This is a genomic window from Actinomyces oris (assembly GCF_001937445.1).
In the GTDB taxonomy this organism is placed as follows: domain Bacteria; phylum Actinomycetota; class Actinomycetes; order Actinomycetales; family Actinomycetaceae; genus Actinomyces; species Actinomyces acetigenes.
Genome location: NZ_MSKS01000020.1, coordinates 1 through 25,139, shown reverse-complemented (window position 1 = coordinate 25,139; position 25,139 = coordinate 1). Strand labels below are relative to the sequence as shown.

The 25,139-nt window shown below is 68.0% G+C and carries 23 protein-coding genes and 1 pseudogene; 17 read left to right on the top strand and 7 right to left on the bottom strand.

Annotation, left to right across the window (positions count from 1 at the left end):
• Positions 1 to 110: 110 nt before the first annotated feature.
• From map to rplQ, 7 genes are all read left to right on the top strand, one after another.
• Positions 111 to 992 carry a type I methionyl aminopeptidase gene (gene map, locus BKH20_RS06735; protein WP_075390442.1) on the top strand — a complete coding sequence of 294 codons (882 nt, stop codon included), beginning with the start codon at positions 111 to 113 and terminating at the stop codon, positions 990 to 992.
• 269 nt (positions 993 to 1,261) lie between these two features.
• A complete protein-coding gene (gene infA, locus BKH20_RS06730) occupies positions 1,262 to 1,483 on the top strand; it encodes a translation initiation factor IF-1 (RefSeq protein WP_003781847.1) in 222 nt (73 codons plus the stop codon).
• Between the two features lie 33 nt (positions 1,484 to 1,516).
• Positions 1,517 to 1,630, top strand: a complete 114-nt coding sequence (gene rpmJ / locus BKH20_RS06725) for a 50S ribosomal protein L36 (RefSeq protein WP_003781903.1) — start codon at positions 1,517 to 1,519, stop codon at positions 1,628 to 1,630.
• Positions 1,631 to 1,795: 165 nt separating this feature from the next.
• Complete coding sequence (gene rpsM, locus BKH20_RS06720) at positions 1,796 to 2,170, top strand: 30S ribosomal protein S13 (RefSeq protein WP_070661560.1); 375 nt, start codon at positions 1,796 to 1,798, stop codon at positions 2,168 to 2,170.
• Positions 2,171 to 2,231: 61 nt separating this feature from the next.
• Positions 2,232 to 2,633: a 30S ribosomal protein S11 gene (rpsK, locus tag BKH20_RS06715; RefSeq protein WP_003781888.1), complete on the top strand. Its 402-nt coding sequence runs from the start codon at positions 2,232 to 2,234 to the stop codon at positions 2,631 to 2,633.
• Between the two features lie 157 nt (positions 2,634 to 2,790).
• Positions 2,791 to 3,792 carry a DNA-directed RNA polymerase subunit alpha gene (locus BKH20_RS06710; RefSeq protein WP_075390441.1) on the top strand — a complete coding sequence of 334 codons (1,002 nt, stop codon included), beginning with the start codon at positions 2,791 to 2,793 and terminating at the stop codon, positions 3,790 to 3,792.
• Positions 3,793 to 3,822: 30 nt separating this feature from the next.
• Entirely contained in the window at positions 3,823 to 4,548 is a 726-nt protein-coding gene (gene rplQ, locus BKH20_RS06705; protein ID WP_075390440.1) for a 50S ribosomal protein L17, read from the top strand.
• Positions 4,549 to 5,107: 559 nt separating this feature from the next.
• On the opposite strand, the gene BKH20_RS06700 is transcribed toward rplQ, so the two are convergent.
• Together BKH20_RS06700 and BKH20_RS06695 are read right to left on the bottom strand one after the other, a co-directional pair.
• Positions 5,108 to 6,229: a tetratricopeptide repeat protein gene (locus BKH20_RS06700; RefSeq protein WP_075390439.1), complete on the bottom strand. Its 1,122-nt coding sequence runs from the start codon at positions 6,227 to 6,229 to the stop codon at positions 5,108 to 5,110.
• A gap of 59 nt (positions 6,230 to 6,288) precedes the next feature.
• A complete protein-coding gene (locus BKH20_RS06695) occupies positions 6,289 to 8,202 on the bottom strand; it encodes a tetratricopeptide repeat protein (protein ID WP_081381634.1) in 1,914 nt (637 codons plus the stop codon).
• A gap of 157 nt (positions 8,203 to 8,359) precedes the next feature.
• On the opposite strand from BKH20_RS06695, the gene BKH20_RS06690 reads away from it, so the two are divergent.
• Positions 8,360 to 9,088, top strand: coding sequence for an MgtC/SapB family protein (locus tag BKH20_RS06690; RefSeq protein WP_075390438.1), 729 nt, complete (start codon positions 8,360 to 8,362; stop codon positions 9,086 to 9,088).
• A 281-nt stretch (positions 9,089 to 9,369) separates the two neighbouring features.
• Here BKH20_RS06690 and BKH20_RS06685 read toward each other — a convergent pair whose 3' ends face one another.
• Complete coding sequence (locus tag BKH20_RS06685; RefSeq protein WP_075390437.1) at positions 9,370 to 10,125, bottom strand: ROK family protein; 756 nt, start codon at positions 10,123 to 10,125, stop codon at positions 9,370 to 9,372.
• A 49-nt stretch (positions 10,126 to 10,174) separates the two neighbouring features.
• Here BKH20_RS06685 and truA point away from each other — a divergent pair, with 49 nt between their 5' ends.
• From truA to BKH20_RS06655, 6 genes are all read left to right on the top strand, one after another.
• Positions 10,175 to 11,062 carry a tRNA pseudouridine(38-40) synthase TruA gene (gene truA / locus BKH20_RS06680; RefSeq protein ID WP_081381638.1) on the top strand — a complete coding sequence of 296 codons (888 nt, stop codon included), beginning with the start codon at positions 10,175 to 10,177 and terminating at the stop codon, positions 11,060 to 11,062.
• Between the two features lie 258 nt (positions 11,063 to 11,320).
• The gene (gene rplM, locus BKH20_RS06675) at positions 11,321 to 11,764 is read left to right on the top strand and encodes a 50S ribosomal protein L13 (RefSeq protein WP_075390435.1); all 444 of its coding nucleotides are present in this window, start codon (positions 11,321 to 11,323) and stop codon (positions 11,762 to 11,764) included.
• Positions 11,765 to 11,807: 43 nt separating this feature from the next.
• Positions 11,808 to 12,302: a 30S ribosomal protein S9 gene (rpsI, locus tag BKH20_RS06670; protein WP_003789348.1), complete on the top strand. Its 495-nt coding sequence runs from the start codon at positions 11,808 to 11,810 to the stop codon at positions 12,300 to 12,302.
• A 312-nt stretch (positions 12,303 to 12,614) separates the two neighbouring features.
• Positions 12,615 to 13,976, top strand: coding sequence for a phosphoglucosamine mutase (gene glmM, locus BKH20_RS06665; protein WP_070661426.1), 1,362 nt, complete (start codon positions 12,615 to 12,617; stop codon positions 13,974 to 13,976).
• 298 nt (positions 13,977 to 14,274) lie between these two features.
• Positions 14,275 to 14,736, top strand: coding sequence for a hypothetical protein (locus BKH20_RS06660; RefSeq protein ID WP_075390434.1), 462 nt, complete (start codon positions 14,275 to 14,277; stop codon positions 14,734 to 14,736).
• Positions 14,737 to 14,860: 124 nt separating this feature from the next.
• Entirely contained in the window at positions 14,861 to 18,040 is a 3,180-nt protein-coding gene (locus BKH20_RS06655; RefSeq protein WP_430793384.1) for a BTAD domain-containing putative transcriptional regulator, read from the top strand.
• Between the two features lie 16 nt (positions 18,041 to 18,056).
• Here BKH20_RS06655 and BKH20_RS06650 read toward each other — a convergent pair whose 3' ends face one another.
• The 3 genes from BKH20_RS06650 to BKH20_RS06640 are packed head-to-tail and all read right to left on the bottom strand — an operon-like array spanning position 18,057 to position 20,990.
• Entirely contained in the window at positions 18,057 to 18,890 is an 834-nt protein-coding gene (locus BKH20_RS06650) for an ABC transporter permease (protein ID WP_075390433.1), read from the bottom strand.
• Positions 18,887 to 19,924: an ATP-binding cassette domain-containing protein gene (locus tag BKH20_RS06645; protein WP_075390432.1), complete on the bottom strand. Its 1,038-nt coding sequence runs from the start codon at positions 19,922 to 19,924 to the stop codon at positions 18,887 to 18,889. The genes BKH20_RS06650 and BKH20_RS06645 overlap by 4 nt, the downstream gene beginning before the upstream one ends.
• A gap of 58 nt (positions 19,925 to 19,982) precedes the next feature.
• On the bottom strand, positions 19,983 to 20,990 hold the full coding sequence (locus BKH20_RS06640; RefSeq protein ID WP_075390431.1) for a ketopantoate reductase family protein: 1,008 nt from the start codon (positions 20,988 to 20,990) through the stop codon (positions 19,983 to 19,985).
• A gap of 223 nt (positions 20,991 to 21,213) precedes the next feature.
• Between BKH20_RS06640 and BKH20_RS06635 the strand changes: the two genes are divergently transcribed.
• Both BKH20_RS06635 and BKH20_RS06630 read left to right on the top strand, forming a co-directional pair.
• Positions 21,214 to 21,741: a helix-turn-helix domain-containing protein gene (locus BKH20_RS06635; protein ID WP_256693064.1), complete on the top strand. Its 528-nt coding sequence runs from the start codon at positions 21,214 to 21,216 to the stop codon at positions 21,739 to 21,741.
• Entirely contained in the window at positions 21,722 to 22,834 is a 1,113-nt protein-coding gene (locus BKH20_RS06630; RefSeq protein ID WP_256693063.1) for an alpha/beta fold hydrolase, read from the top strand. Before BKH20_RS06635 ends, BKH20_RS06630 begins: the two co-directional genes overlap by 20 nt.
• Positions 22,835 to 23,381: 547 nt before the next feature.
• Here the strand turns inward: BKH20_RS06630 and coaA are convergent.
• Positions 23,382 to 24,365, bottom strand: coding sequence for a type I pantothenate kinase (gene coaA, locus BKH20_RS06625; RefSeq protein WP_075390428.1), 984 nt, complete (start codon positions 24,363 to 24,365; stop codon positions 23,382 to 23,384).
• 173 nt (positions 24,366 to 24,538) lie between these two features.
• On the opposite strand from coaA, the pseudogene BKH20_RS06620 reads away from it, so the two are divergent.
• Positions 24,539 to 25,139: pseudogene (locus BKH20_RS06620) on the top strand (glutamine--fructose-6-phosphate transaminase (isomerizing)); the annotation flags it as partial.

The following is a 25,139-nucleotide window of genomic DNA, read 5'->3' as shown; positions in this document are numbered from 1 at the left end:
CGCGGACGACCCGCCTGCGCATGCTCCGGTGTGTCCCCATACCTGACGGGGGAGCCGGAACCGCCCCAGGCCTCAGGCCCAGCCCGCTCCACACGACCCAGGAGGCACCCGTGCTCTCACGCGAACAGATCCAGATCAAGACGCCGGAGCAGGTCCGCCTCATGCGCCGGGCCGGGCTCGTCGTCGCCGACATCCACGCCGCTCTGCGCAAGGCGGTGCGCGCCGGGATCACCACCGCCGAGCTCGACGCCGTCTCGGCCGGGGTCATCGAGGCCGCCGGCGCCCACTCCAACTTCCTGGGCTACTACGACTACCCGGCCACCGTGTGCATCTCCGTCAACGACGAGGTCGTCCACGGCATCCCCGGTGAGCGGGTCCTGGCCGACGGCGACCTGGTCACCTTCGACTGCGGCGCCTACATCCTCGACGAGGACGGCACCCAGTGGCACGGCGACGCCGCCTTCACCACCGTCGTCGGCGGGACGTACCTGAGCCAGACCGACCGGCTCGTGGACACCACCACCCGGCAGGCCCTGTGGGAGGCCATCGCCGCCGTCGCCCGCGCCGCGGCGGGGGAGGGGCGCGGACGCCAGCTGCGCCTCAACGCGGTCGGCGACGCCGTCGAGGCCGTTGTCGCGGACGTGGCCGAGCGGGAGGGCCACGAGCTGGGGATTCTCCAGGAGTACGTCGGCCACGGCATCGGCACGAGCATGCACATGGCCCCCGACGTCCTCAACTACTCCGTCAAACGGCGCGGCCCCCGCCTGCGCCCCGGCATGGTGCTGGCCATCGAGCCCATGCTCACCGGCGGCAGCCCGGCCACGCGCGAGCTCGACGACGGCTGGACCGTCGTCACCCGGGACGGCTCCCACGCCGCCCAGTGGGAGCACACCGTCGCCATCGTCCCCGGCGGAGTGTGGGTCCTCACCGCGCCCGACGGCGGCGCCGAGGGCCTGGCCCCCTACAGCATCGAGCCCAAGGCACTGGGCTGAGACGCTGAGGCGGGACCTGCTGCGAGGATGCGCTTACCCGCGGTGTGTCAGGAAACACCGCGTAATCGCGCCATCTGGCATGGTGGAGCCCGGGCCGTCTGCCGTAAAGTTATCCGCTGGACGCGCGTCCGTCGATGACGCATGCCCTCATGCCGCATTCACGACCCTGGCAACGGGGACCTGCGGTGGGCCTGCGCAATGGCGACCGCGGCTGCCCGGCGGCGACGTCGTCGGGGTGAACTCGAGCGAGAAAGCACCGATGGAGGAACATGGCTAAGAAGGACGGAGTCATCGAGGTCGAGGGATCGGTCGTCGAGGCCCTTCCGAACGCGATGTTCCGGGTGGAGCTGAGCAACGGGCACGTCGTGCTCGCGCACATCTCCGGAAAGATGCGGCAGCACTACATCCGCATCCTCCCCGAGGACCGGGTGGTCGTGGAGCTGAGCCCCTACGACCTGTCCCGCGGCCGAATCGTCTACCGGTACAAGTGACATGTCGGCTCCCAGAGCCGGCGGAGGAACATCATGAAGGTCAAGCCGAGCGTCAAGAAGATCTGTGACAGCTGCAAGGTGATTCGTCGCCACGGCCGCGTCATGGTCATCTGCGAGAACCCGCGGCACAAGCAGCGTCAGGGCTGAGTCCCCGGCGCCGGGCCGCCCAGTAAGCTGGACGGCCCTTTCCAGCACCCATCCCAGCGCACCCGCACCGCGGGTCCGCAACCCCCGGTTCTCGGAGGCCGGGGCCACCAGGCGAGGTGGGGGAGATGGGTGACGACCTCCGGGAGCACACAGGAGAACCACACCGTGGCACGCATTTCCGGTGTCGACCTGCCTCGCGAGAAGCGAGTCGAGGTCGCACTCACCTACATCTTCGGGATCGGACGCACCCGCGCGGACGAGACCCTGAAGGCGACGGGCGTCAACCCCGACACCCGCGTCAAGGACCTCACCGAGGAGGAGCTGGTCAAGCTCCGCACCCACATCGACGGCAACTACCAGGTTGAGGGTGACCTGCGTCGTGAGGTCCAGGCGGACATCCGCCGCAAGATCGAGATCGGCTGCTACCAGGGCCTGCGCCACCGCCGCCACCTGCCGGTGCACGGTCAGCGCACCAAGACCAACGCGCGTACCCGCAAGGGCCCCAAGCGCACCGTGGCCGGTAAGAAGAAGGCCAAGTAAGCAGCAGCTCGCGCCCGCCCAGCGCAGGGCGCAGTGACGACCTCATCACGAAGAAGGAAGAATGCCTCCCAAGACCCGCGCCGCCGCGCGCAAGACGCGCCGCAAGGACCGCAAGAACGTTACCCACGGTCACGCCTACATCAAGTCCACCTTCAACAACACCATCGTCTCGCTGACGGACCCGCAGGGCGCCGTCATCGCCTGGTGCTCCTCCGGCCAGGTCGGCTTCAAGGGCTCGCGCAAGTCGACCCCCTACGCCGCCCAGCTCGCCGCCGAGGCCGCCGCCCGGCGCGCCCAGGAGCACGGCATGAAGAAGGTTGACGTCTTCGTCAAGGGTCCCGGCTCCGGCCGCGAGACCGCGATCCGCTCCCTCCAGGCCGCCGGCCTCGAGGTCGGCTCGATCACCGACGTCACCCCCCAGGCCTTCAACGGCTGCCGCCCGCCCAAGCGCCGTCGCGTCTGAGCTTCACGGGACGACGGCGCAGCCGGTTGCTGCGTCGTCGTCCCACCACGTTCCGCCCCCACGGCGGGACGCGGAGTAGGGCCGGCCCGGTCGGGCCGGTTGCTCCACCCATGAGGAACGGCGTCATATAGCGGGCGCCGCGACGAAAGGAAACCACGTGCTCATTGCACAGCGACCCACGCTCACCGAGGAGGTCGTGGTCGAGGACCGCCGCTCGCGCTTCGTGCTCGAGCCCCTCGAGCCCGGCTTCGGCTACACGCTCGGCAACTCCCTGCGCCGCACGCTGCTGTCCTCCATCCCGGGGGCGGCCGTGACCAGCGTCCGCATCGACGGGGTGCCCCACGAGTTCCGCACGATCCCCGGGGTCAAGGAGGATGTCGCCCAGATCATCCTCAACATCAAGGAGATCGTCCTGTCCTCGGAGAACGACGAGCCGGTCGTCATGTACCTGCGCAAGTCCGGTCCGAGCGAGGTCACCGCCGGTGACATCACCCCGCCGGCCGGCGTCGAGATCCACAACCCCGACCTGGTCATCGCCACTCTCAACGAAAAGGGCAAGCTGGAGATCGAGCTGACCGTCGAGCGCGGCCGCGGCTACGTCTCCGCCAACCAGAACAAGGACCCCAACGCGGAGATCTCCCGCATCCCGGTGGACTCGATCTACTCGCCGGTCAAGAAGGTCTCCTACTCCGTCGAGGCGACCCGTGTGGAGCAGCGCACCGACTTCGACCGTCTCATCGTCGACGTCGAGACCAAGTCCTCCATCATCCCGCGTGACGCCCTGGCCTCCGCCGGTAAGACGCTCGTGGAGCTCTTCGGCCTGGCCCGTGAGCTCAACGTCGAGGCCGAGGGCATCGAGGTCGGCCCCTCGCCGATCGACGAGGCCTTCCAGCAGGACCTGGCCCTCATGATCGACGAGCTCGACCTGCAGGCCCGCTCCTCCAACGCCCTCAAGCGCGAGGGCATCCACACCGTCGGTGAGCTCGTCTCGCGCAGCGAGGCCGACCTGCTCGACATCCGTAATTTCGGCGCCAAGTCCATCTCCGAGATCAAGGACAAGCTGGCCGAGCTGGGACTCTCCCTCAAGGGCTCCCCGGTCGACTACGTCTCGGACGACGACTACGCCAACCCCACGTTCAGCGACGAGACCCAGGCCTGAGCCGGCTCGTTATTCACCTAGGAGACAACCATGCCTCGCCCCACTAAGGGTCCCCGTCTGGGCGGCAGTGCCCAGCACGAGCGTCACCTGCTCGCCAACCTGGCCACGCAGCTCATCGTCCACGAGTCGATCAAGACCACGGAGGCTCGCGCCCGTCGCCTGCGTCCCTACGTCGAGAAGCTCATCACCAAGGGCAAGCGCGGTGACCTGCACGCCCGCCGCACCGTGCTGAAGAAGGTGACGGACAAGTACGCCGTCTACCGTCTCTTCGAGGAGCTCGCCCCCAAGTTCGAGGGCCGCGAGGGCGGTTACACCCGTATCATCAAGACGACCCCCCGCAAGGGCGACAACGCCCCCATGGCGGTCATCTCCCTGGTGCTGGAGCCGGTTGCCCGCAAGGAGATCGTGGACGACGCGGTCGCCACCGCCAAGAAGGCCGCCCAGAAGGCCGTCGCCGACGAGGACAAGGCCGAGAAGAAGGCCACGACCGAGAAGGCTGAGGAGAAGGCCGACAAGGCTGAGAAGGCTGACAAGGCCGAGTACGCCGGCGCGGTCCGCCTCGAGGAGGGCGCCACTGACGCTCCCGACGACGACCACCTGGTCAAGGGCAACGAGGACTCCATGAAGTACCACGTTCCCGGCTCGCGCTGGTACGACGCCACGGTCGCCGAGGTCTGGTTCGCCAGCGCCGAGGACGCCGAGGCCGCGGGCTTCGCCCCCGCCGGCGGCGCCGCCGCCCAGAAGGTCGAGAAATGAGCCAGAGCTGACGCTCTGAGCGAGAACTCAGGGAGGGCCGGTCACCCAATGGTGACCGGCCCTCCCTGCGTGCTCGGTGGATGGTGGCCGACGGCGTCGTCACCGGCCAGGTCCTGAAGCGCCCCTGAGGCGAAAGCGGCCTGCCTGCGCCGGGCTCCCCGCACCAGCCGATGTTCACCGCTCAGACAGCCGGTGACTGGGCGAGGCTGATGAGAGAGCCGAGAAGATCAGCGCGGGGACTGGCAGGCCGGGGTCCTTCGTGTCGGGGGACCTTGATCGAGGACGTACTTCTCCGACGAGAACTGCGATGTCCTGCAGACCACTGGGGGTGGAGTGCAGTCATTTGTGGGAAAAGTACGTTCTGGACGGAGAACGCAGTCCCCGATCCGTTCGGCTTCGCGTTCCACACCCGCGTCCGCGCCGCCGGGCCGGTGCCGCTCCTCAGAAGCTCACGATGGAGTCCTCCAACGCCCTCTGCTCCGTGGCGGCCTCGATCTCCTGGCGGATGCGGGCTGCGGCGTCGGACACGGATGGAGACGCAGGGGTGGAAGGCGCCATGTCACCGGCCCTCCCCGAGGCGCATGACGAGCATGTCGCGCTCGTGCCGCAGACGGGAGGACTCCTCAACCAGTCCGCAGAACTCCAGGATCGTCGCGTTGACGTCAAGCGCGCTGATGAGGGAGCGGCTGAAGGACTGCGGATCGTGGTCGGAGAGGCTACGAAGAAGAGCCGTGGCCTCCCGGGAGGCGGCCAGCGCCTCGTCGTTCCGCTCGGCGTTGGACAGGCGCTTGGCCAGATCGATGAGCTCCGTGGAGAGCCTGTGGGAGTATGCGGCCGGGTTGTGCTGCGCCAGGCTCCGATAGAGCGAGACCATCTCCTGCTCGGCGACCAGTGCCTCGTCGAAACGCTCGCCCCGGGTCAGCACGATGACGAGATTATTCAGAGCCTTCCCGAAATCGGAGGTGTACTGACCAGGGGTCTCCCAGATCAGCCGCCTGTACAGGGTGACTGCCTCCTGCGCAGTGTCCGCGGCCTCCCTGTACTGCTCGGCACCGGCCAGGTGACCGGTCAGATTCGTCAACGATGCTGCAAGCTCACCGACGTAGGCGCCGGGATCGGACTGAACCAGTCGGCGTCGGATGCTGACGACCTCCTGAGCGGCGGCCAGCGCCTCGTCGCGCCGCCCGGAGCCGCGCAGCCGGTTGGCGAAGGTGTTCAGGGCCATGGTGAGTCCGGAGGCGTGGGCCGAGAAGTCGGCCTGCGCCAGGTGCCGGTAGAGGTTGACGGACTCCTCAGCGGCAGCCATGGCCTCGGTCTCCCGTTCGGCCGTGTGGAGGTCGATCGAGAGGTTGTTCAGCGCCTCGGCGAGTTCTGCGGTGTGTGCGCCAGGGTCGATCTGCGCCAGGTGACGTCGGATGCTGACGACCTCCTGGGCGGCGACCAGGCCCTCGTCCTGATAGCCGGCCTCGCCCAGGCGCACTGCGAGAAGATTCAGGGTCGTGGCGAGATCGGCAGTGTAGGCGCCGTTGGACCGCGCCAGGTCACGCAGGGCACCGACGGCGTTACGCGCGGCAGCGACAGCCTCCTCCGATCTGCCGGAGTGCGACAAGCCGGCACTGAGATCCAGCTGTTGGGAGGCGTAGTCGTGCCGGGCTCTGTCCTGTGGGTAGGAGGCGGACATGCGACGGTTCTTTCAGAGCGGGGGCGAGTGCGCTCAAGAGTTTAGCGAGGCTCATCGGCTCAGAGGCGGGGTGGAGGCGGGGAGTGGTCTCCATCAGCGGGGCCCTCAGCCCGTCGACGCGAGTGGTCGGATGACTCAGAACCCGTGACGGAGGTCTCCAGAGCCACATCCTCCGTCACGTCCTTGATTTCCTGGCGGATGCGGGCGGCGTCGGCATCCCTGCCCGTCCACTCGAGGACTGAGGCATAGGTTCCCAGCGCGCAGGCGAGCCCCCGGCCGAAGTCCTCCGGGCGCCTGCGGGCCAGACCCCGGTAGGCGATGACCGCCTCCCGTGCGGTCTCCAGGGCCTCGCACCGGTGACCGGCCTCGGCCAGGCGCTTGGCGAGCCGGTGCAGGCACGGGGCCAGCGCCGGGGCGTGCGTCGCCGGGTCGCGCTCGGCCAACTCCCGGCGGATAGCCGCCGTCTCTCGGATCGCGGCCAAGGCGGCGGAGCGGTCCCCGACGTCACTCAGGCACGTGGCCAGGTTGTGCAGGCATGCCGCCAGGTCCGGCTTGTAGGCGGCCGGATCGACCTGGGCCAGGTTCCGGTAGAAGGTGACCGCCTCCTGCACCGCAGCCAAGGCCTCGTGCGCACGCCCGGCCCGGCTGAGGTTCAAGGTGAGGATGTTGAGCGCCCGAGCCAGGTCGGCGGTATGAGGGGCCGGGTTGGTACGGACCAGCCGCCGGTAGATGTCGATGGCCTCCCAGGCCATGGCGAAGGACTCCTGCAGCTGCCCGGCCGTGTACAGGTAGACGGCGAGGACGTACAGGGACTCGGCCAGGGCCGGGGTGTCAGTGCCGGGACTGCTGCTCACCAGAGTGCGCCGAATGTTGACCACCTCCCGCGAGGCAGCCAGCGCGCGGTTCAGGCTGCCGCCATCACGCAGGCAGGCGGCCTGGACCGTGAGGGTGTCGGCCAGGTCGGGCAGGTGGGTGTCGGGGGCGCTGTGGGCCAGAGCGCGAGCGAGGTTGACCGCCTCCTCGGCCGCGGCGAGCGCCTCACGGTGCCGACCCACGTCGCTCAGGCGCCGAGCCAGTGTCCCCAGGGCGTGGGCAGCCTTCGGCGAGTAGAGCGCCGGCGTGCGGTGGGCCAGTCCCCGGTAGAGCGCAGCGGCCTCCTCAGCCGCCTCCAGGGCCTCGGTTCGGCGCCCAACGGAAGCCCCACAAGAGGCCAGCACCTCCAGGGCACTGGCAAGATCACCGGTGCACGAACCGATCTCCTCCTCATCGAGGCGGCGGTAGAGACCCACGGCCTCCCGGGCCATCTCGAGGGCCTCATCGACATAGCCCACCGTGCGCAGTCTGGGAGCCAGACGGGCCAGGTCCGCCGCGAGCCGGTGCGTGTGCACATCCGGATCAGCCCGGACCAGACGACGTCGGACGGTGAGGGCCTGCTGGGCGGTGACGAAGGCGTCGCTCGGCCGACCGGACTCACTCAGGCAGCAGGCGAGCGTGACCAGAGCCTGAACCAACCCGGACTCGTCGTTGGCGGGATCATCCCGGCGCAGGCCCCGGTAGAGGTCCACGGACTCCTGAGCGCTGGCCAGGGCGTCACGCAGATCCCCGGAAGCGCTCAGGTCGACGGCGAGGCGGCACAGCGCCTGCGCCAGACCGGAGGCGTGGGCGTCGTAGTCGTGCCGGGTCAGGCGCCGTCGGATCCGGACCGTCTCCTGTGAGACCGCAACCCCCTCACGCCTGCGGCGGGTCTCGCGCAGGCGGGCTGCCATGACGGAGAGCCCCCCTGCGAGATCGGGCAGGTACGTGCCCGAATCGAGCCGGGCCAGGCCCCGGAGAACCTGGCAGGCCTCCCGTGCGGCATCCAGCGCCTCCCCCCGACGGCCCGACTCGGCCAGGCGCTCACTGAGCTCCAGCAGCCGACCGGCGCGAGCAGCCCACTCGGGGGCAACGCAAGGGGAGGTCGACACGTCCGACAAGCCTCAGGAACTGGGGAAATGGTGGTGGGCTCACGCTAAACGGTGCGTGAGCGCCGCCGCGATGGGGAGACATCACCAAAGGCGCGCCCGGCCAAGGGCTCCTTTAGAATCGGCGCTGTGCTGGCGGGGGCCGGCGGCTGCCGACAGGACAGGCACGGTGACGACAGGGAAGGGAACCGGTGTGAACGCGCTGTTCAGCCTGAACCACGTGGGGGTTCAGGTCGTCGCGATGCTCGCCACCTTCCTCCTGTGCCTGACGCTGGGTGCCGAGCGCCACCTGCGCCACAAGGACGCCGGCGTCAAGACGCACGTCCTGGTGGGACTGGGCTCGTGCCTGTTCACCCTCGTGTCCGCCTACGGCTTCGCCCCGATCACCGGCTCGGATGTCGCGGTGGACCCCAGCCGTGTGGCCGCGCAGATCGTCTCCGGCATCGGCTTCCTGGGAGCCGGGGTCATCTTCGTCAACAACGACACCGTCCGGGGCCTGACCACTGCCGCGACCGTCTGGCTCAGCGCCGCCATCGGCATGGCCTGCGGGGCGGGCATGATCCCCCTGGCGGCCACGGCGGTCGCGCTGGACTACATCGTCGTCCTGCTGCTGGGGCCCCTCACCTCACGCCTGCAGCGCCGCCGCGGTGAGGTGACTGTGCGCATCGACTACGAGGTCGGCCGCGCCATCATGCCTGAGATCCTCCAGGCGGCCACGGCCTCCGGCTTCACGGCCACCCTGGAGGAGACCGAGATGACCCGCGGCGAGCACGGGCGCACCATGAACGCCGTCATGCGCTTCCACGGGCAGCGGCCCGCCGCCCACCTCATCGAGTCCCTCTCCGGGCTCGACGGTGTCGACGGCGTCGAGTGCCTCGAGGGCGGCCGGCTCGACTGAGCCCGCCCGGTGGGGGCGCCTGGGTGCCTCAACGAGGCCCACCGCACCACGCCGAGACGCCAGATCCGAGTGGAATCGTCCGGAGGTGTCCAAATCTGTGACAAAGGCTCAGGAGGAGTTCATGCCCACGAGTAGAAACCGCATGATTCCAACGTTCCATCCAGCGAGACCAAGGGCTCTGGAGGCCCTTTGTCACAGATTTGGACATCCTCGGCAATATTGACGCCCGCTCCAAACCAGTGCTCCGGGGAGGGCTCCGGCGATGGACGGAATAACGGAGTTCAGGGACGGGCCATGTCCCAGCAGCGGGCGCCCCCGGTCATGCCGGCCTCGTTGGGGACCACGACGACGTCGTCGCCGATCCTGGCCAGCTGGGCCGCCGTGATCCGCCGCGAGTTGCCGCCACCCAGGTAGAGGCGGTCCCACAGGTACATGGGGCGCAGGGCGTCGACGACGCGGCGCACCCGGCGCGACCAGTGGGCGTCGCCCAGGCGCAGGCGCTCGTGCTCGCCGATGTAGTCGTCGTACGTCAGTCCCCAGCGCACCGGCCCCTGAGAGACCTCCACGTGCGGGGCCAGGACCCCGTTGTCGAAGACGGCGTTGCCCAGGCCCGTGCCCAGGGTCACGATCATCTCCAGGCCGTGGCCCGTGACGACGCCGGCCCCGGCGACCTCGGCGTCGTTGAGGACCAGGGAGGGGATGCCCAGGGCCCGGGAGATGGCGGTGCCCATGTCAAAGCGGGCCCAGGCCTCCACCAGGTCGGGCAACACCTTGGAACGGGGGCCGTCCTTGGTGATGTAGTGCGGGGTGGCGATGACGACCCCGTGGCGGATCATGCCCGGCATCCCCACCGTCACCCGGTTCGCGCCCGGCAGCTGGGAGGCCAGCGAGGCGATGGTCTCCACCAGTTTCGTCGGCGGAAGCGGGTAGGGGGTCGGGGTGCGCACGGCGCGGGAGATGATGTTGCCCTCGCAGTCCAGCACCGAGGCCTTGATGCCGCCGCCTCCGCAGTCCACGGACAGAGTCGTTGTGCTCACGGCCGCGAGCCTAGTGGAAGCACGAGTCCGTTGCGGTTCAATGGGGGGCATGCCACGCATCCGCCTCGACCTGGCCTACGACGGGACCTTCTTCTCCGGGTGGGCCGCCCAGCCCGGGCTGCGCACTGTCGAGGGGGTCCTCACCTCCGCCCTGGCCACCGTGCTGCGTGAGCCAGTCCGCCTCACCGTGGCCGGACGCACCGACGCCGGCGTCCACGCCGCCGCCCAAGTGGCCCACCTCGATGCGAGCCCCGAGGCCTGGGCCGCACTGCCCGGACGCTCCGGGCGCCTCCCCGAGGCCGCCCTGCTCACCCGGGTGGCGGGCGTCCTGGCCCGCGAGGCCCAGGAGAGCCTGACGCGCACGCCGCGCGGGGCCGGCGACGTCGTCGTCACCGGGGCGCGCACCGTGCCGGAGGAATTTGACGCCCGCTTCGGCGCCCTGAGCCGCCGCTACACCTACCGGATCGCCGACGCCGCCGCCCCGCGCGACCCCGTCCGGCGCGCCACCGTCCTGTGGCTGCCCGATGCGCTCGACGTCGAGGCCATGGACGCCTGTGCCCGGCCTCTGCTCGGCGAGCACGACTTCCTGTCCTACTGCAAGCCCCGCCAGAGCGCCACGACCATCCGCACCCTGCGCACCCTGCAGTGGCGACGGGCCCAGGCCGGGCCGGACGCCGGGCTCGTGACCCTGAGCGTCGTCGCCGACGCCTTCTGCCACTCCATGGTCCGCTCCCTGGTGGGGGCGGGCCTGGCCGTCGGGCAGGGACGCAAGCCGGTCACCTGGCCGCGCGAGCTCCTGGACGCCCGCACGCGCCAGAGTGCGGCCCCCGTCGCCCCGCCGCACGGGCTGACCCTGGAGGAGGTCACCTACCCGGCCGACAACGAGCTCGCCGCCCAGGCCGAGCGGGCCCGCACCACCCGGCGTCTGAGCTGCTGATCAGCGGCCAGGAGCCCGCCCGGCCGCGTGGTGCGATTCACGGAACTGGGAAGCCGCACCTTTTGACCCTCCCGTGGGGCGCCCGGTACTGTTGGCAATCGTCGTGCAGCACACGTGTGCGTGTCCGCGGTGCCGTCCCACTCGCCCCGGGTCGCCTGTGCTCCGACCACTCACCTGACCATGGTGGTCTCGCCGAACCGCGAACGCTTCACCGCGCTTCGGCGTGCCCACTCGCCAAGAGAAACGAAGGCAACGCCCGTGCGCACGTATACACCGAAGCCCGGCGACGTCGAGAAGAACTGGTACGTCATTGACGCCACCGACGTCATCCTGGGTCGACTCGCGGCCCAGGCCGCCACCCTGCTCCGTGGGAAGCACAAGCCCCAGTTCGCCCCCAACGAGGACTGCGGCGACTACGTCGTCATCATCAATGCCGACAAGGTGGCTCTCACCAACGGCAAGGCTGACAAGAAGTTCGCCTACCGCCACTCCGGCCACCCGGGTGGTCTGACCGCCGTCTCCTACCGCGAGCTGCTGGCCACCCGCCCTGAGCGCGCCGTCGAGAAGGCCATCAAGGGCATGGTTCCCCACACCAAGCTCGGTCGCGCCCAGCTCAAGAAGCTCAAGGTCTACGCAGGTGCCGAGCACCCGCACGCCTCCCAGAGCCCGAAGACGTTCGAGATCACCCAGGTCGCCCAGTAAGCGCTCCAGCGCTCGGCACCCCGCGACAAGCAAAGGACATATCGTGGCTGAGACCACTGTCGACATTGACGCGCTGGACGAGGAGAACGCCCCCTCCAGCTACACCACCGAGACCGAGGAGTCCGCTCCTGGTCGCGGCCAGTCCATCACCGCCCCCGGCTCCGGCCTGGGTCGCCGCAAGGAGGCCGTCGCTCGCGTGCGCCTCGTTCCCGGCACCGGCCAGTGGACGCTCAACGGCCGCTCCCTGGAGGACTACTTCCCCAACAAGCTGCACCAGCAGCTCGTGCGCGCCCCCTTCACCATCCTGGACCTCGAGGGCCGTTTCGACGTCGTCGCCCGCATCAACGGCGGTGGCGTCTCCGGCCAGGCCGGCGCCCTGCGCCTGGGCATCGCCCGCGCCCTCAACGAGATCGACCGTGAGGCCAACCGCGCCACCCTGAAGAAGGCCGGTTTCCTCACTCGCGACTCGCGCATCGTGGAGCGCAAGAAGGCCGGTCTGCACAAGGCCCGTCGCGCCCCCCAGTACTCCAAGCGCTGATCGGGCCAGGTCCTGGCCGAACCGGCCGGGACCCGCTCTGCTTGCCTACGACGGCGGCCGTCCCCTTCCCGGGGCGGCCGCCGTCGTCATGTGTCAGGGGCGGAGGAGAGCCGCCCGGGCGGCGCCGCCAAAGTCGATAGCAGCCGGCATGAAGCCGATGCTCCCAGGTGAAGGGCGTCATCTCGGGCGCGCGTCGCCGGCTGCGCGCCACCGCAGGACATCAGACCTTGTGCGCTGGCCGAAGGTTGGGCCCCGATGTTCGGCGCTCCGTGGCAGGATGGTGCTGTTTCGTCACCCCTCAGGAGGATTTCCATGGCTCGTCTCTTCGGAACCGACGGCGTACGCGGCCTGGCCAACGACCTGCTCACGCCGACCCTGGCCGTGCAGCTCGGTGAGGCCGCGGCCCGCGTCCTGACCAAGGACACTTCCGCCGCACGCAGCTCACGCAGAGGCCGCCCCCGCGCCATCGTGGGCCGCGACACCCGCGCCTCCGGAGAGTTCCTCGACCACGCCATCAGCGCGGGCCTGGCCTCCTCCGGCATCGACGTCACCCGCGTGGGCGTCCTGCCCACCCCGGCGATCGCCCACCTGACGGCCACCCAGGACATCGAGCTGGGCGTCATGATCTCCGCCTCCCACAACCCCTTCCCGGACAACGGCATCAAGTTCATCGCCCGCGGCGGCTACAAGCTCGCCGACGCCGTCGAGGACGAGATCGAGGCCCTCCTGGGCAAGATCAGTGACCGCCCCACCGGCGCCGACGTCGGCCGCGTCATCAAGGGTGAGACCGTCGCAGACCAGAACTACATCAACCACCTCGTCGACTCCGCTGCCACCGACCTGTCCGGGCTGCGCATCGTCGTCGACGCCTCCAACGGTGCCGCCTCCGTCGTGGGTCCTGCCGCGCTGCGGGCCGCCGGCGCCGAGGTCATCGTCATCAACGCCTCCCCGGACGGCCTCAACATCAACGACAACTGCGGCTCCACCCACCCCGAGCAGCTGCAGAACTACGTCAAGGCGGTGGGAGCGGACATGGGTGTGGCCTACGACGGTGACGCCGACCGCTGCCTGGCCGTGGACGCCGACGGCCAGCTCGTCGACGGTGACCAGATCATGGGCATGCTCGCCATCGGCATGAAGGCCGACGGCACCCTCGGCTCCGACACGCTCGTCGTCACCGTCATGAGCAACCTCGGCCTCATCCTGGCCATGCGCGAGCACGGCATCCGCACCGTCCAGACCGGCGTGGGCGACCGCTACGTGCTCGAGCGGATGCTCCAGGGCGGCTACACCCTGGGCGGCGAGCAGTCCGGGCACGTCATCGACACCGTCCACGCCACCACCGGTGACGGCGTGCTCACCTCCCTGCACGTGGCCGCGCGCGTCAAGCGCACCGGCAAGACGCTGGCCGAGCTGGCCAGCGTCGTCACCCGCCTGCCCCAGACCCTCATCAACGTCAAGAACGTCGACAAGGGCGCCGCCAGCACCAACAAGGCCGTGCAGGACGCCGTGGCCTCCGCGGAGAAGGACCTGGGCGAGACCGGCCGGGTCCTGCTGCGCCCCTCGGGCACCGAGCCGCTCGTACGCGTCATGGTCGAGGCCGCCACCCAGGAGGAGGCCGACCGCGTGGCCCGCTCCCTGGCCGACACCGTCAAGAACAACCTCAGCCTGTGAGCTGACGGCGGGTTCCTTCCCGGCCTTCAGAAGGCATCATGCCCGATCTATGTGCCCCGCCCAGAACCTATGGGCGGGGCACAGGGCACTGAAGGTTCTGGGACTGCAGGTGCACGGCGCGGTCGTGTAGTGGTCGACGTCTATGCCTCAGCCCCAATGTTATTGCCGATCTACTTCTGATATAACCGTTGGGATACAGCGTCTAGCAAAATGACCATGCCATACTGGGGGCGTCTTACGACGAGTCATACAAGCAGGTAATCGACTGGATGGAACAGCACTTCAGGAGCTGGCAGAGATGAGTGACACCAAGACGACGCGGCGTGATGCGGCGCGCGCTGTGGGGCTCTTCCTCGGTACGACTCAGGGGCGGGAGCTGTTCAGGCGCAACCGCTACCTCAATGACACCAGGATCCTTGCGGTCCCTGAGTCCGAGCCCATCGGCTCCGTGATCGCCGATCACCTCGATCACGGTGCCGACACGATAGTCGCCGTGTTCTTCCCCGATCGTCAGGGAAGCAAGCGCTTCGGCTTTTTCAGGTGGGAGATGCCTTCAAAGCAGGCCCCCGAAGGTTGGTGTGCTGCCGAAGGGGTGACGCTCGGGGCCGGGCCTCAGGGCCACACATCGTCCATCGGCGCTGTCATGGATACGATGAAGGCTCAACGTTTTACTCTTTCTGACGACGGTCCCCACGATGACGTTCCGGATGTGTCTGCCCTGCTCAGGCACATGTCGTCTCAAGCTTTCGCTGCTTCCTAGCGCCTGAGTCTCACCTGCGGACCCCGGGGCCGGTCGCGGCTGGCGCCACCAGTACGGTGGCCGGCGTCGCGACCGGCCCCGGCGTGTGGAGCACCTCCTCATGGTGATGGGTGAGAATGGACCCGTGACCTCCCCGTACCGCATGACTCTCCTGACGGAGCCGCCAACCTGGCATGGCAGGGCCCTGAGCGGGAGGAGCCTTGACCTGCTCGCCGTGCTCGCCGGCAGCCAAGACGCCAGGGTGAGCGACGGCGCCCTCGTTGAGGCCCTGTGGCCCGAGGATGCCCCGGCCCGCCCCCTGCGGGCACTGCACGTCGTCGTCTCCCGGCTGCGCGCCGTCGTGGGGGAGGGTGTCGTCGAGCGCAGCGGCGACGGGTACCGGCTGGAGCTGGCGGAGGCGGAGGTCGATGTCCGGGACTTGTCGGGCAGGGCGCACCGGGCCCGGGCCTGCGCCGCCGCCGGCCAGTGGGAGCAGGTCCTCGATCTCACCGACTCCCTGCCACCAGTGCCCGTTCCCGACGAAGCCGATGACAACGGTGGAGCGGGAGACGCCCCTGTGGTCCTCCTGCGGGAGCGGGCCGCAGCCCTGACCGAGGGGGCCCGCCGCGACCGGGGGCTCGCCCTGGAGGCCACCGGTGAGCACGAGCAGGCCGCGGACCTGCTGCGCCAGGCCGCCCAGCGAGACGCCGGAGACGAGACCGTCCTGGCCGCCCTCATGCGCGCCGAGTCCTGGGCGCGCTCACCCGCTGCGGCCCTGAAGATCTACGAGCAGTACCGCCGTCGGCTGCGCGAGCTGGGAGCCGTGCCCGGCCCCGCCATGCGCGCCGCCCACGAGGCCGTCCTGGCCGCCGAAAACCCCGTGCGCCACGGCCTGGAGCCCGAGCCCGAGCACTTCCTGGGGCGTGAGGCGGACGTGACCGGTGTTCTCAAGACCTTGAGCACCCATCATCTGGTGACGATCACCGGCCCCGGCGGGGTCGGCAAGACGACCCTGGCTCAGGTGGTGGCGGCCCGCAGCCGCCGCCCCGCCGTCTACGTCGTCGCCCTCGCCGAGGTGCTGCCCGGGGCCGATCTGACCAAAGTCCTGCTCGACGCCGTCGGAGGTTCCGCGGTCGTCAACGGCGACCCACGCCGCGATCTGGCCGCCGCCCTCTCCCAGCCCGGAACCGTCCTGGTGCTGGACAACTGCGAGCACCTGGCTGACCAGGTCGCCGACCTCATCGGGCCGCTCCTGGCCGCCTGCCCCGACCTGCGCGTCCTGGCGACCTCGCGCCGCCCCCTCGACCTGGCCGCGGAGCACGTCCACCGCCTCGATGCCCTCGATGCCACTTCCTCCGCCGAGCTGTTCCGCGCCCGCGCTCTGTCCGCTCGCCCCGGCCAGGTCATCGACGATGATGACTTAGGCGAGCTCCTGGGGAGGTTGGAGGGCATCCCCCTGGCCATTGAGCTGGCCGCCGCGCGCACCCGCAGCCTGTCGGTCGGCCAGATCGCCGAGCGCTTGCCCGGCAGACCCGATCTGCTCACCGCCGCCCGCGACGCCCCGGCCCGTCAACGCACTCTGAGGGCGGTCATCGAGTGGTCCTGGAACCTGCTCGACGCCGCCGAGCGTCGCGCCCTGGCCCGGCTGGCCCTGCTCGCCGACGGCTTCACCCTCCTGCCCGCGGAGGCGCTCATCGGTGCGCAGGCCGCCGACCTCCTCGACGCCCTGGTCTCCCACTCCCTGCTCGTGGTGCGCGACCACGGCCTGCCCCGTTTCCACATGCTTGTCACCGTCCGCGACTTCGCTCTGGCGCAACTGTCCGCCTCCGGCGACGAGGCCGAGGCCCGCGCGGCCCTGCACCAGTGGGCGGTGGACCTGTGCTCCCAGATCCGCTTTCCCGTGGACTCCGGCGACTTCGGCGATGCCAGTCACCCTGAGGCGCGCCACCACGACCGTCTCTTCCAGCAGGTTGCCGACAATGAGGCCGTCATCCTTCAGCAGCTCGACCGGCTCCTGGCGCAGGCCGACGGCCACGGCTCGGATCGCCTGCCGGCGGAGCTGCGCGACGCGATCTGCCTCATCGGCGCCGCACTCATGCGCCTGTGGAGCGTTACCTGGAGCTATGAGCGCATCGCCGACTACGGTGCGCGCCTCATCGGTCCCGCCGTCCAACCGGCCCAGGACCTGCGCGGCAACGAGGCGGGCCTGAGCGTCCTGGCCCTGTGCGTCACCCTCTTCGGGCTCCTGAGCCACGTGCCCGCGCAGGTCCGCTCACGTCTGCCTGCGTCCTTCGACGGCGAGGGCACCTTCGCCCGGGTGCGGCGCTTCCTGCGTGCGGGCGACGAGCAGTGGCCCGAGCTGGCAGACGACGCCGACCCCTGGGTGGCCTGGGCGGCGACCCGCTGTCTGGCCGCCCAGCAGGAGGACGACGGCGACCCTCAGGCCTCCCTGGAGACCATCGAGGCCCTGCTGGGGCGGCTCCACAGTCACGACCTGGCCGGCATTCACCTGCTTGAGCTCCACCTCCACCGCTTGCAGGTGCTCATGTCCCTGGGGCGTTACAGCCAGGTCATTGACGCCTGCTCGCGCGCCCAGGTGCTCCTGGAGCGGGTCCTGCCCAGCTGGGGCGAGTTCTTCCGCACGACGCTGCAGTGGGGGGACGCCTATTGCACGGTCTACCTCGATCCGCGCCCTGAGACTGCAACCGACCTGCTGGAGAGGCTCGAGTCCGTCGACCTGCCGGGAACCATACGCTTCATCCTCCGCTCCGTGCGCGGCGAGCTGGAGCTCACCCGCGGGAACGTGCGCACCGCCGCCCTCATCCAGCGCGTGAGCCTGCACTACGCCAGGCACTGGCGATCCATCCTGGGGGCCGGCTCCCAGTGGGAGCTCTACAACCTGGGTATGTGCCTGGTCACTGACGTCGAGCTCAGCCCCGACGACGCCGTCGAGCTCGATGCTGGAGCCATCCGCGCCCGAGCCACCTCGCTGCTACGTGACATCCTGTCCGACCCCGCTCCGCGGCAGCGTGACATCCCCACGATCATGGGCTTCGCCGCAGCTGTCGGTCTGTCGGCAGCAGCAGCCGCGGAGCCCGGCTCCCAACGACGGGCAGTGGGAGCCGAGCTGGTCGCCACTGCCCTGGCCGTGGGTACTAATCAGACTTACCGTCTGCTCTCCCACAACTACCTGCGCAGCCGCACCGAGCGGCTCGACGCACCGGCGCTGGGTCAGGCCGAGGAGAGGATTCGGGGTCTGGACCGCAGCGAGCTCGTGGCTCACGCGGCCGACCTCGCCGGCCGTCTGGCGGGCGAGGTCGGCTGAGTCCCTGATCTGCGGCTCAGGCGTTGCGCCGCTGGTAGCGGAAGACCGTCAGAGGAGCCGTGATGGCCAGGACCAGCAGCGAGCCGATGATCGCGGCACGCACGTCCCCGGCCGAGCCCGCCGTTCCGTCCAGCAGATAGCGGCACCCGTCCACGATGTGCGAGACCGGGTTGTGGCGCACGAAGACCTTGAGCCATCCCGGCAGCGTCGAGGTGGGCACCATGGCGTTGGACAGGAAGGTCAACGGGAACATGATGATCACCGAGAAGGAGGTGACCGCCTGGGCCGAGGAGAAGACCGTTCCCAGCAGCAGGAAGAGCCAGGCGATGGCCCAGGCGCAGCCCGTCGCCAGGGCGATGGCGCCGAGCGTGCCTGACCAGCCGTTCTCAGGTCGGTAGCCCAGGATGTAGCCGGTGAGCGCGGTCAGCGAGGTGCAGATGAGGTAGCGCAGCACGTCGGAGACCATGGGGCCCAGGACGGGAGCGACCCGCGACATCGGCATGGCGCGGAAGCGGTCGAAGACCCCCTTGTCCATGTCCTCGCGCAGGTCCACGCCCACGCTCTGGCTCGTGGTCAGCGCGTTCATGATGACGAGCCCGGGGACGATCGTGGGTAGGTAGGCCTTGACGTCCCCGGCAATGGCGCCGCCGAAGAGCTCGCCGAACATGACGGTGAACATGATCGGTTGGAGAAGAACATCGAAGGACTCCCCAAAGTTGCGCACCATGGTGATGAGTGAGCGCCAGGCCATGGCCAGGGTGTCCGGGACGAGTCGGGCCTCGCTGAAACGCGAGACGCCGGAGGACAGGGAGGCGCTGGTCGATGTGGTTGTGGCTGCTGGGACGGTCATGACTGCTCCTTGACATCTGAAGGACGGGCGGATGGGAAAGCGGGCGAGGCCGCGTCGTCGTGCCCTTGCTGTCCGGTCAGGGCCATGAAGACCGAGTCCATGCTGGGGCGGTCCACCGAGACGGTTCTGGGGGACAGGCCGGCGTCGCGCAGGGCCACGAGCACCTCGGTGGCCACCGAGGCCTTGTTCAGCGGCGCCTGCAAGTGGGTGCCCTGATCGACGGTCGCCGGGGCGTGACCGGTCACCCGCTCGATGATGGCGGCGGTGGCCGCCTGGTCCTCGGGGGTCGCCGGCGTCAGCACCAGGGAGCTGCTGCCCACCCGGTCCTTGAGCTCATCGGGTGTGCCCTCGGCGATGAGCCGTCCGGCATCGATGATGCCGACCCGGTGAGCCAGGCGGTCGGCCTCCTCCAGGTACTGGGTGGTCAGCAGGATCGTGGAGCCGCCCTCCACCAGGGAGCGGATGACGTCCCACATCTGCTCGCGCGTGCGCGGGTCCAGACCAGTGGTGGGCTCGTCGAGGAAGACGAGCGGGGGACGGGAGATGAGCGAGACCGCCAGGTCCAGTCGGCGCCGCATCCCACCGGAGTAGCCGCTCACCCGCTTGCCACCGGCCTCAGTGAGGCTGAAGGCGGCCAGCAGCTCGTCGGCCCGCTCACGCGCCCGGCGCCGGCCAAGACCTAGAAGGCGCCCGAAGAGTCGCAGGTTCTCCACCCCGGTGAGCGTCTCGTCGACGCTGGCGTACTGGCCCGTCACCCCGATGAGGCTGCGCACCGCATGGCGCTCGCGGACGACGTCGTGCCCCAGGACCATTGCCTGACCGCGAGTGGGCGCCAGCAGGGTGGTGATCATGCGCAGCGCCGTCGACTTGCCGGCACCGTTGGGGCCGAGCAGGCCGTAGACGATGCCGGTGGGGACTTCCAGGTCAAGGCCGTCAACGGCGGTGAAGGAGCCGAAGGTGCGGGTCAGGCCATCGGTTCTGATGGCCGGTGCCTCGCCCGGTGAGGGTGATTCGCTTACTGTTCGTGTTGCCATGCCGCCAAGGCTGGACCCCCGTGGTTTCACAGCGGCTTCAGCGCGGCACCGTCCGGTTTCACGCCGTTTCGTTCCGCTCACGGACCATGTCAGGGAGGTGCTGATCGCGGCGGGCGGCCTTGTCACGGGCCGCTTCGTAGCTCTTGTAGAAGATGGGCGCAGAGATCCCGTTGGTCCGGCCCTGCTCGTAGACGGTCCGGCACACGAACAGCAGGTCAGCGGTGTTGCCATGCAGCGTCATGATCCGTCGGGTGAGGAGATTCCTGGCGAACATCCGCTTCATGAGGGGCGCGGACACGGCGGTCGGCAGCCGGTAGGCGAGCATCTCACCGCGGTAGCGCCTCAGATCAACGCCGCGCGAGGCCACGATCCTCGATGTTTCCCGGATCGCCTTGACCACCCGGGCGAGCATCCTGGTAGAGCCCATGAGCTGCTCGGCGGCGCGCGTCGTGTCCTCGATGTCGCCGTACATTGCTGCCACGGCACCGACGCCGGCGTTGATCGCCATATGCAGCCAGATCCACTCGAGCATGTCATGGGGGCGCTCGAGGCCGACACCGCAGGAGCCGAACAGCGCCTCCACCCTCTCGTAGCCCGGGAAACGGGCTCTGTCTTGCCGCTCCAGCATGATGTGGTCGAAGACGCAGCAGGTGAGCTGTTCCCCCGTGATGCTCCCGCCCGCCACCGGGTACCCCAGGAGGACGTCGCGGCCGGCCATCAAACGGTCGAGCTCCTCGCGCTCTCCCCAGAACCCGCAGAACAGAAGCACGGGCCCCTCGATCCCGCTTGTGCGGAGGTCGGCCATCACCTCGGCGATCCTGCCCTGCGGCACTGAGACCACGATGAGGTCGTAGCTGGTGCGTCTCTGGTGGTGAACGGTGTACTGGTCACGGGTCAGCGAGCCTTTCGGGTCAGTCCTGCCATCGAGGATCTCGACCTCGAGCGAGCTGACTGAGGCCCTCGTGCTGCTTTGTCGCACCAGGTGCTCGACGTGGTGACCGGCCTTCTGAAAGAGGTATCCGTACGTCGTCCCGATCACCCCCAGGCCGACGACAAGGACGTTCATGGGAGCTGTAGGTGTTGCCTGCGTTGTCATGACCGTGAGCCTGTGGCCCTCCGGTTTCAGACCGGTTTCAGTGTCTGGTGCTCAAGGTCCGCTCAGGACCTGCGCCGCAGGACCCGGCTCACGCGGTGCTCGGCGTCCTTGGCCAGGACCAGGGCTGCCCGCCCCGGGAAGGTCATCAGATCTGGACCGGTGAAGGGTGGGTTCTGGTGTAATTCAAACAGGCATGAATGCCACTATTTTTGACATACAGGCTTCATTATGTCTGTTGTGTTTGATTGACGACCATGGTGTGTTGTTTTATCATTCATTTGTGATTAGTAGTAACATCGCCGCCTTGCGTAAAAAGCATCGCTGGACTCAGGAAGCGTTGGCAAACAAGGTCGGTGTCTCTCGGCAGACCATTGCCAAGTGGGAGGCTCCGGGTGGTAATCCCGACATTTCCTCATGCGTTCGGTTGGCACATGTGTTCGATGTTTCGATCGACGATCTTGTCAACGGCGACACTTCATTTGTTGCGATGCTCGATCGCCCCGGCAAATACATATTTGGCACCGTTGTGATCGATCAGGATGGGAGACTCACGCTTCCAGTGCGTGCCAGAAAGGTTTTCAACATTAAGGCTGGTGACGAGCTCCTACTTATTGGCGACATCGACCGGGGGCTCGCTTTGATGGATACGCAGTTCTTTGTGCAGGCTGCTCTTCATGTGGAGGGGGACCATCGTGCGGCACGTGACAATACTGAAAACTAAGCGAAAGAGGGTGCGTGTGCTGATAATCATTTGCGCCGTGCTTGGCCTGCTCGGGGGAGGAGTGATTTATTATGCTCATCGAAATATGACGTATGATCGGGCGGCGGAGGCGGTTGTTCGTCGTGCTGGTTTTGTTGAAAGGCAGGTAATGCTGCCGAGTGGTGCAATCATTCACTATGGTGAGGGGCCGGCCAATGGTTCGCCGCTCATGTTGGTCCATGGCCAGCAAACAACGTGGAGGGACTATAGTGCGGTGCTCGGAGAACTATCTCAACGCTATCACGTGTTTGCGGTCGACTGTTATGGCCATGGTGGATCGAGTAAAAATCCGGCAGATTATACGGCGATCAAGAATGCGATTGATTTCGTGTGGTTTATCCAGCATGTTGTCAAGTCTCCAGTCTTGATCTCCGGTCACTCTTCGGGAGGTCTGTTGGCGACTATCGTTGCCGCCAGGGCTCCGCAGCTTGTCACTGGTTTATTGATCGAGGATGCGCCATTCTTTGCGACTGAACCTGGAAGGGCTGAGAAGACATTCGCCTGGCTCGGGTTTCGCGATATGCATCATTTTTTGCGAAGCGGTGAACGAAATTTCACCCGCTACTCGCTTGAGCACACCTATCTTGCGCAAGTTCTTGGGAAAAAGAACTTTGATGCGTTTGTTAAGCGTCCTGCCCTCGATTACATGAGGCGCCATCCCGGCGAAATACCGCGCCTTTGGTATTATCCTCCTGAGTTGCATGTCAACGAATTCTTCGATTTGACGGCGAACTTGCAGGATGGTACGGGCTCCTATGATTTGCGATTCGGTGAGACTTTTTATGATTTCTCGTGGTTTGCAGGTTTTGATCAGGCGGAGACGCTGAAGGCCGTGCACTGTCCGTCAATTATTTTACATGCTGCTCATCCGTCAAATATGCAGGGCTACTATGATGGTCGTGGGGTACTGCTCGGCGCCATGGATGATCGTGATGCGTCACGTGTCCACTCGCTTCTCTCTCATAGCACCCTAGTCGACAACATTAAAAGCGGTCATGATATTCATTCTGAGCAACCTGAGGTTTTTATCAAGGCTGTCGATGATCTTCGTTAACCTTGTTGCAGGAGTGGGATAGGAGTATTTTCTGAAAATCAAAATCGGTGCCGACACCACGATGTTAACGCTGGGTGCTGCACTGGACTCTTCGGGGAATCGGCCTGTTGGTGTCCACATCGGTGACAAAGGGACGTTCGGACCCCAGATCGCGTGAACGAGAATCTTGGATCATGCGGTTTTGCTTCGTCACCACGAGAACGGTTTGAGCCTTTGTCACCGAAGTGGACGTCCATGGCCCCTCTTCGGGTTTGCTGACGGTGCACGCTTGATGCCGGTTCGGGCATGTCCCTCTTCTGGTGCGGTCTACTCCACGAGGGTGGGGATCTACTGGCCAGGGGTTGTGCGCACTGCACGAAGGTCCTACCTACCTGGAGTACACCCAACCCTCCCGCAGTAGCACCCGACCCTCGTGCAGTGCACGCCCAAGGCCGGCAAGGCGGCTGCGGGCGACCACGCCCACTATGTCCGGTGAACCGGTTGATGACTTCACCCCAGGCAGCTCACCCCACTGGAGTCTCAACGCGAGGACGAGGAGGATGAGGAATCAGGACTTGCGCAGCAGGACCCGGCTCATGCGGTGCTCGGCGTCCTTGGTCAGGACCAGGGTGGCCCGCCCCCGGGTGGGGGCGATGTTCTCGCGCAGGTTGACCAGGTTGACGCTCTCCCAGATCTCGCTGGCCCCGGCTAGGGCAACGTCGTCGGGGATCTCGGCGAAGCGCCGGAAGTACGAGCCCGGCTGGGTGAAGGCCGTGTGCTTGAGGGTGAGGAACCGGTCCAGGTACCAGCGGCGGATGTCGCCGGGGTCGGCGTCGACGTAGATCGAGAAGTCGATGAAGTCGCTCACCGCCAGCGCCGAGACCCCCGGCCGCGACCCCCGCGGGGCGGGCTGGAGCACGTTGAGCCCCTCCAGCACGAGGATGTCGGGACGCTCCACCGTCACCTGCCGGTCCGGGACGATGTCGTAGACCGTGTGCGAGTAGACGGGCGCCCGGACGCACTCGCTGCCGGACTTCACCGCCGCCACGAACTCCAGCAGCGCGCGACGGTCGTAGGACTCGGGGAATCCCTTGCGGGCCATGAGCCCGCGCTCCTCAAGGACCTGGTTGGGCAGCAGGAAGCCGTCGGTGGTCACCAGGTCCACCCGGGGCGTGTCCGGGAAGCGGGCGAGCAGGTGGGCGATGAGGCGCGCCGTCGTCGACTTGCCCACGGCGACCGAGCCGGCCACCGCAACGATGAAAGGCGTGGGCGGCTCCCTCACCCCCAGGAAGGCGCCAGTGCGGTGCGCCCGCTCGCGCGAGGTGGTGATGTAGTCCTCCAGCAGCGCGGTCAGGGGCCGGTAGACGGCGTCGACCTCAGCCAGGTCGATGGGGTCGCCCAGTCCCCGCAGCTTCTCGACATCGGCCTGGGTCAGCGGCAGTGGTGCCGAGGACGCCAGGGCGGACCACTGGTCCCGGTCCAGCTCGATGTAGGGCGAGGCGCATGGGAAGCCCAGGTCGCTCGGGTCGCTCAGCTCGGATGTCACTGACACAGTGTCGCAAATGACAAGGCGCGGCGGACGATCCCCGGGGAACGAATGGGGCTCGTCGGGGTGCTGGCGGGGAATCGAGGCCGCACTGAGATCGCACTGAGATCACGCCGAGATCACATCGACGTGTCCCTGCGCTCGTTGTCAACGCCGCGCCGGCGTGATTCGATCGGAGCATGTGTGGAATTGTCGGCCATGTCGGCCCTCCGAGTGAAACTGGTTCCTCCCGTTCCCTGACTGTTCTGATGGATGGCCTCGGCCGTCTGGAGTACCGCGGCTACGACTCTGCGGGCGTCGCGCTGGTGGGCCCCTCCGGCCTGGATGTCGTCAAGGAGGCGGGCAAGCTCTCGGGCCTGCGCGCCATCCTGGAGGCCACCCCGCCGGCTCCCGCCACCGCGGGCATCGGCCACACCCGCTGGGCCACCCACGGCGGCCCGACGACGGTCAACGCCCACCCCCACCGCGCCGGCCACCTCGCCGTGGTCCACAACGGCATCATCGAGAACTTCCGCCCGCTGCGCGAGGAGGTCGAGGCCGCCGGGCGCGAGCTCCTCTCCGACACCGACACCGAGGTCGTCGCCCACGTCCTGGACATCGACTTCACCTCCCGTCTGCGCCAGGACCCGGCTGCCGCCTCCGACCCGGCCCGGGTCGCCGACCTCCTGGTCGCCTCGATGCAGGCCGTCACCGCCCGCCTCGAGGGCACCTTCGCGCTGTTGGCCGTCACCGCCCTGGCCCCCGCGGCGATCGTCGCCGCCCGCCGCTCCAGCCCCCTGG

Excerpts from the sequence above, each read along its gene's own strand:
- infA (WP_003781847.1), top strand. The coding sequence starts at position 1,262 with ATGGCTAAGAAGGACGGAGTCATCGAGGTCGAGGGATCGGTCGTCGAG.
- rpmJ (WP_003781903.1), top strand. The coding sequence starts at position 1,517 with ATGAAGGTCAAGCCGAGCGTCAAGAAGATCTGTGACAGCTGCAAGGTG.
- rpsK (WP_003781888.1), top strand. The coding sequence starts at position 2,232 with ATGCCTCCCAAGACCCGCGCCGCCGCGCGCAAGACGCGCCGCAAGGAC.
- rplQ (WP_075390440.1), top strand. The coding sequence starts at position 3,823 with ATGCCTCGCCCCACTAAGGGTCCCCGTCTGGGCGGCAGTGCCCAGCAC.
- BKH20_RS06700 (WP_075390439.1), bottom strand. The coding sequence starts at position 6,229 with ATGTCCGCCTCCTACCCACAGGACAGAGCCCGGCACGACTACGCCTCC.
- truA (WP_081381638.1), top strand. The coding sequence starts at position 10,175 with ATGCCACGCATCCGCCTCGACCTGGCCTACGACGGGACCTTCTTCTCC.
- glmM (WP_070661426.1), top strand. The coding sequence starts at position 12,615 with ATGGCTCGTCTCTTCGGAACCGACGGCGTACGCGGCCTGGCCAACGAC.
- BKH20_RS06660 (WP_075390434.1), top strand. The coding sequence starts at position 14,275 with ATGAGTGACACCAAGACGACGCGGCGTGATGCGGCGCGCGCTGTGGGG.
- BKH20_RS06650 (WP_075390433.1), bottom strand. The coding sequence starts at position 18,890 with ATGACCGTCCCAGCAGCCACAACCACATCGACCAGCGCCTCCCTGTCC.
- BKH20_RS06645 (WP_075390432.1), bottom strand. The coding sequence starts at position 19,924 with ATGGCAACACGAACAGTAAGCGAATCACCCTCACCGGGCGAGGCACCG.
- BKH20_RS06640 (WP_075390431.1), bottom strand. The coding sequence starts at position 20,990 with ATGAACGTCCTTGTCGTCGGCCTGGGGGTGATCGGGACGACGTACGGA.
- BKH20_RS06635 (WP_256693064.1), top strand. The coding sequence starts at position 21,214 with ATGAATGCCACTATTTTTGACATACAGGCTTCATTATGTCTGTTGTGT.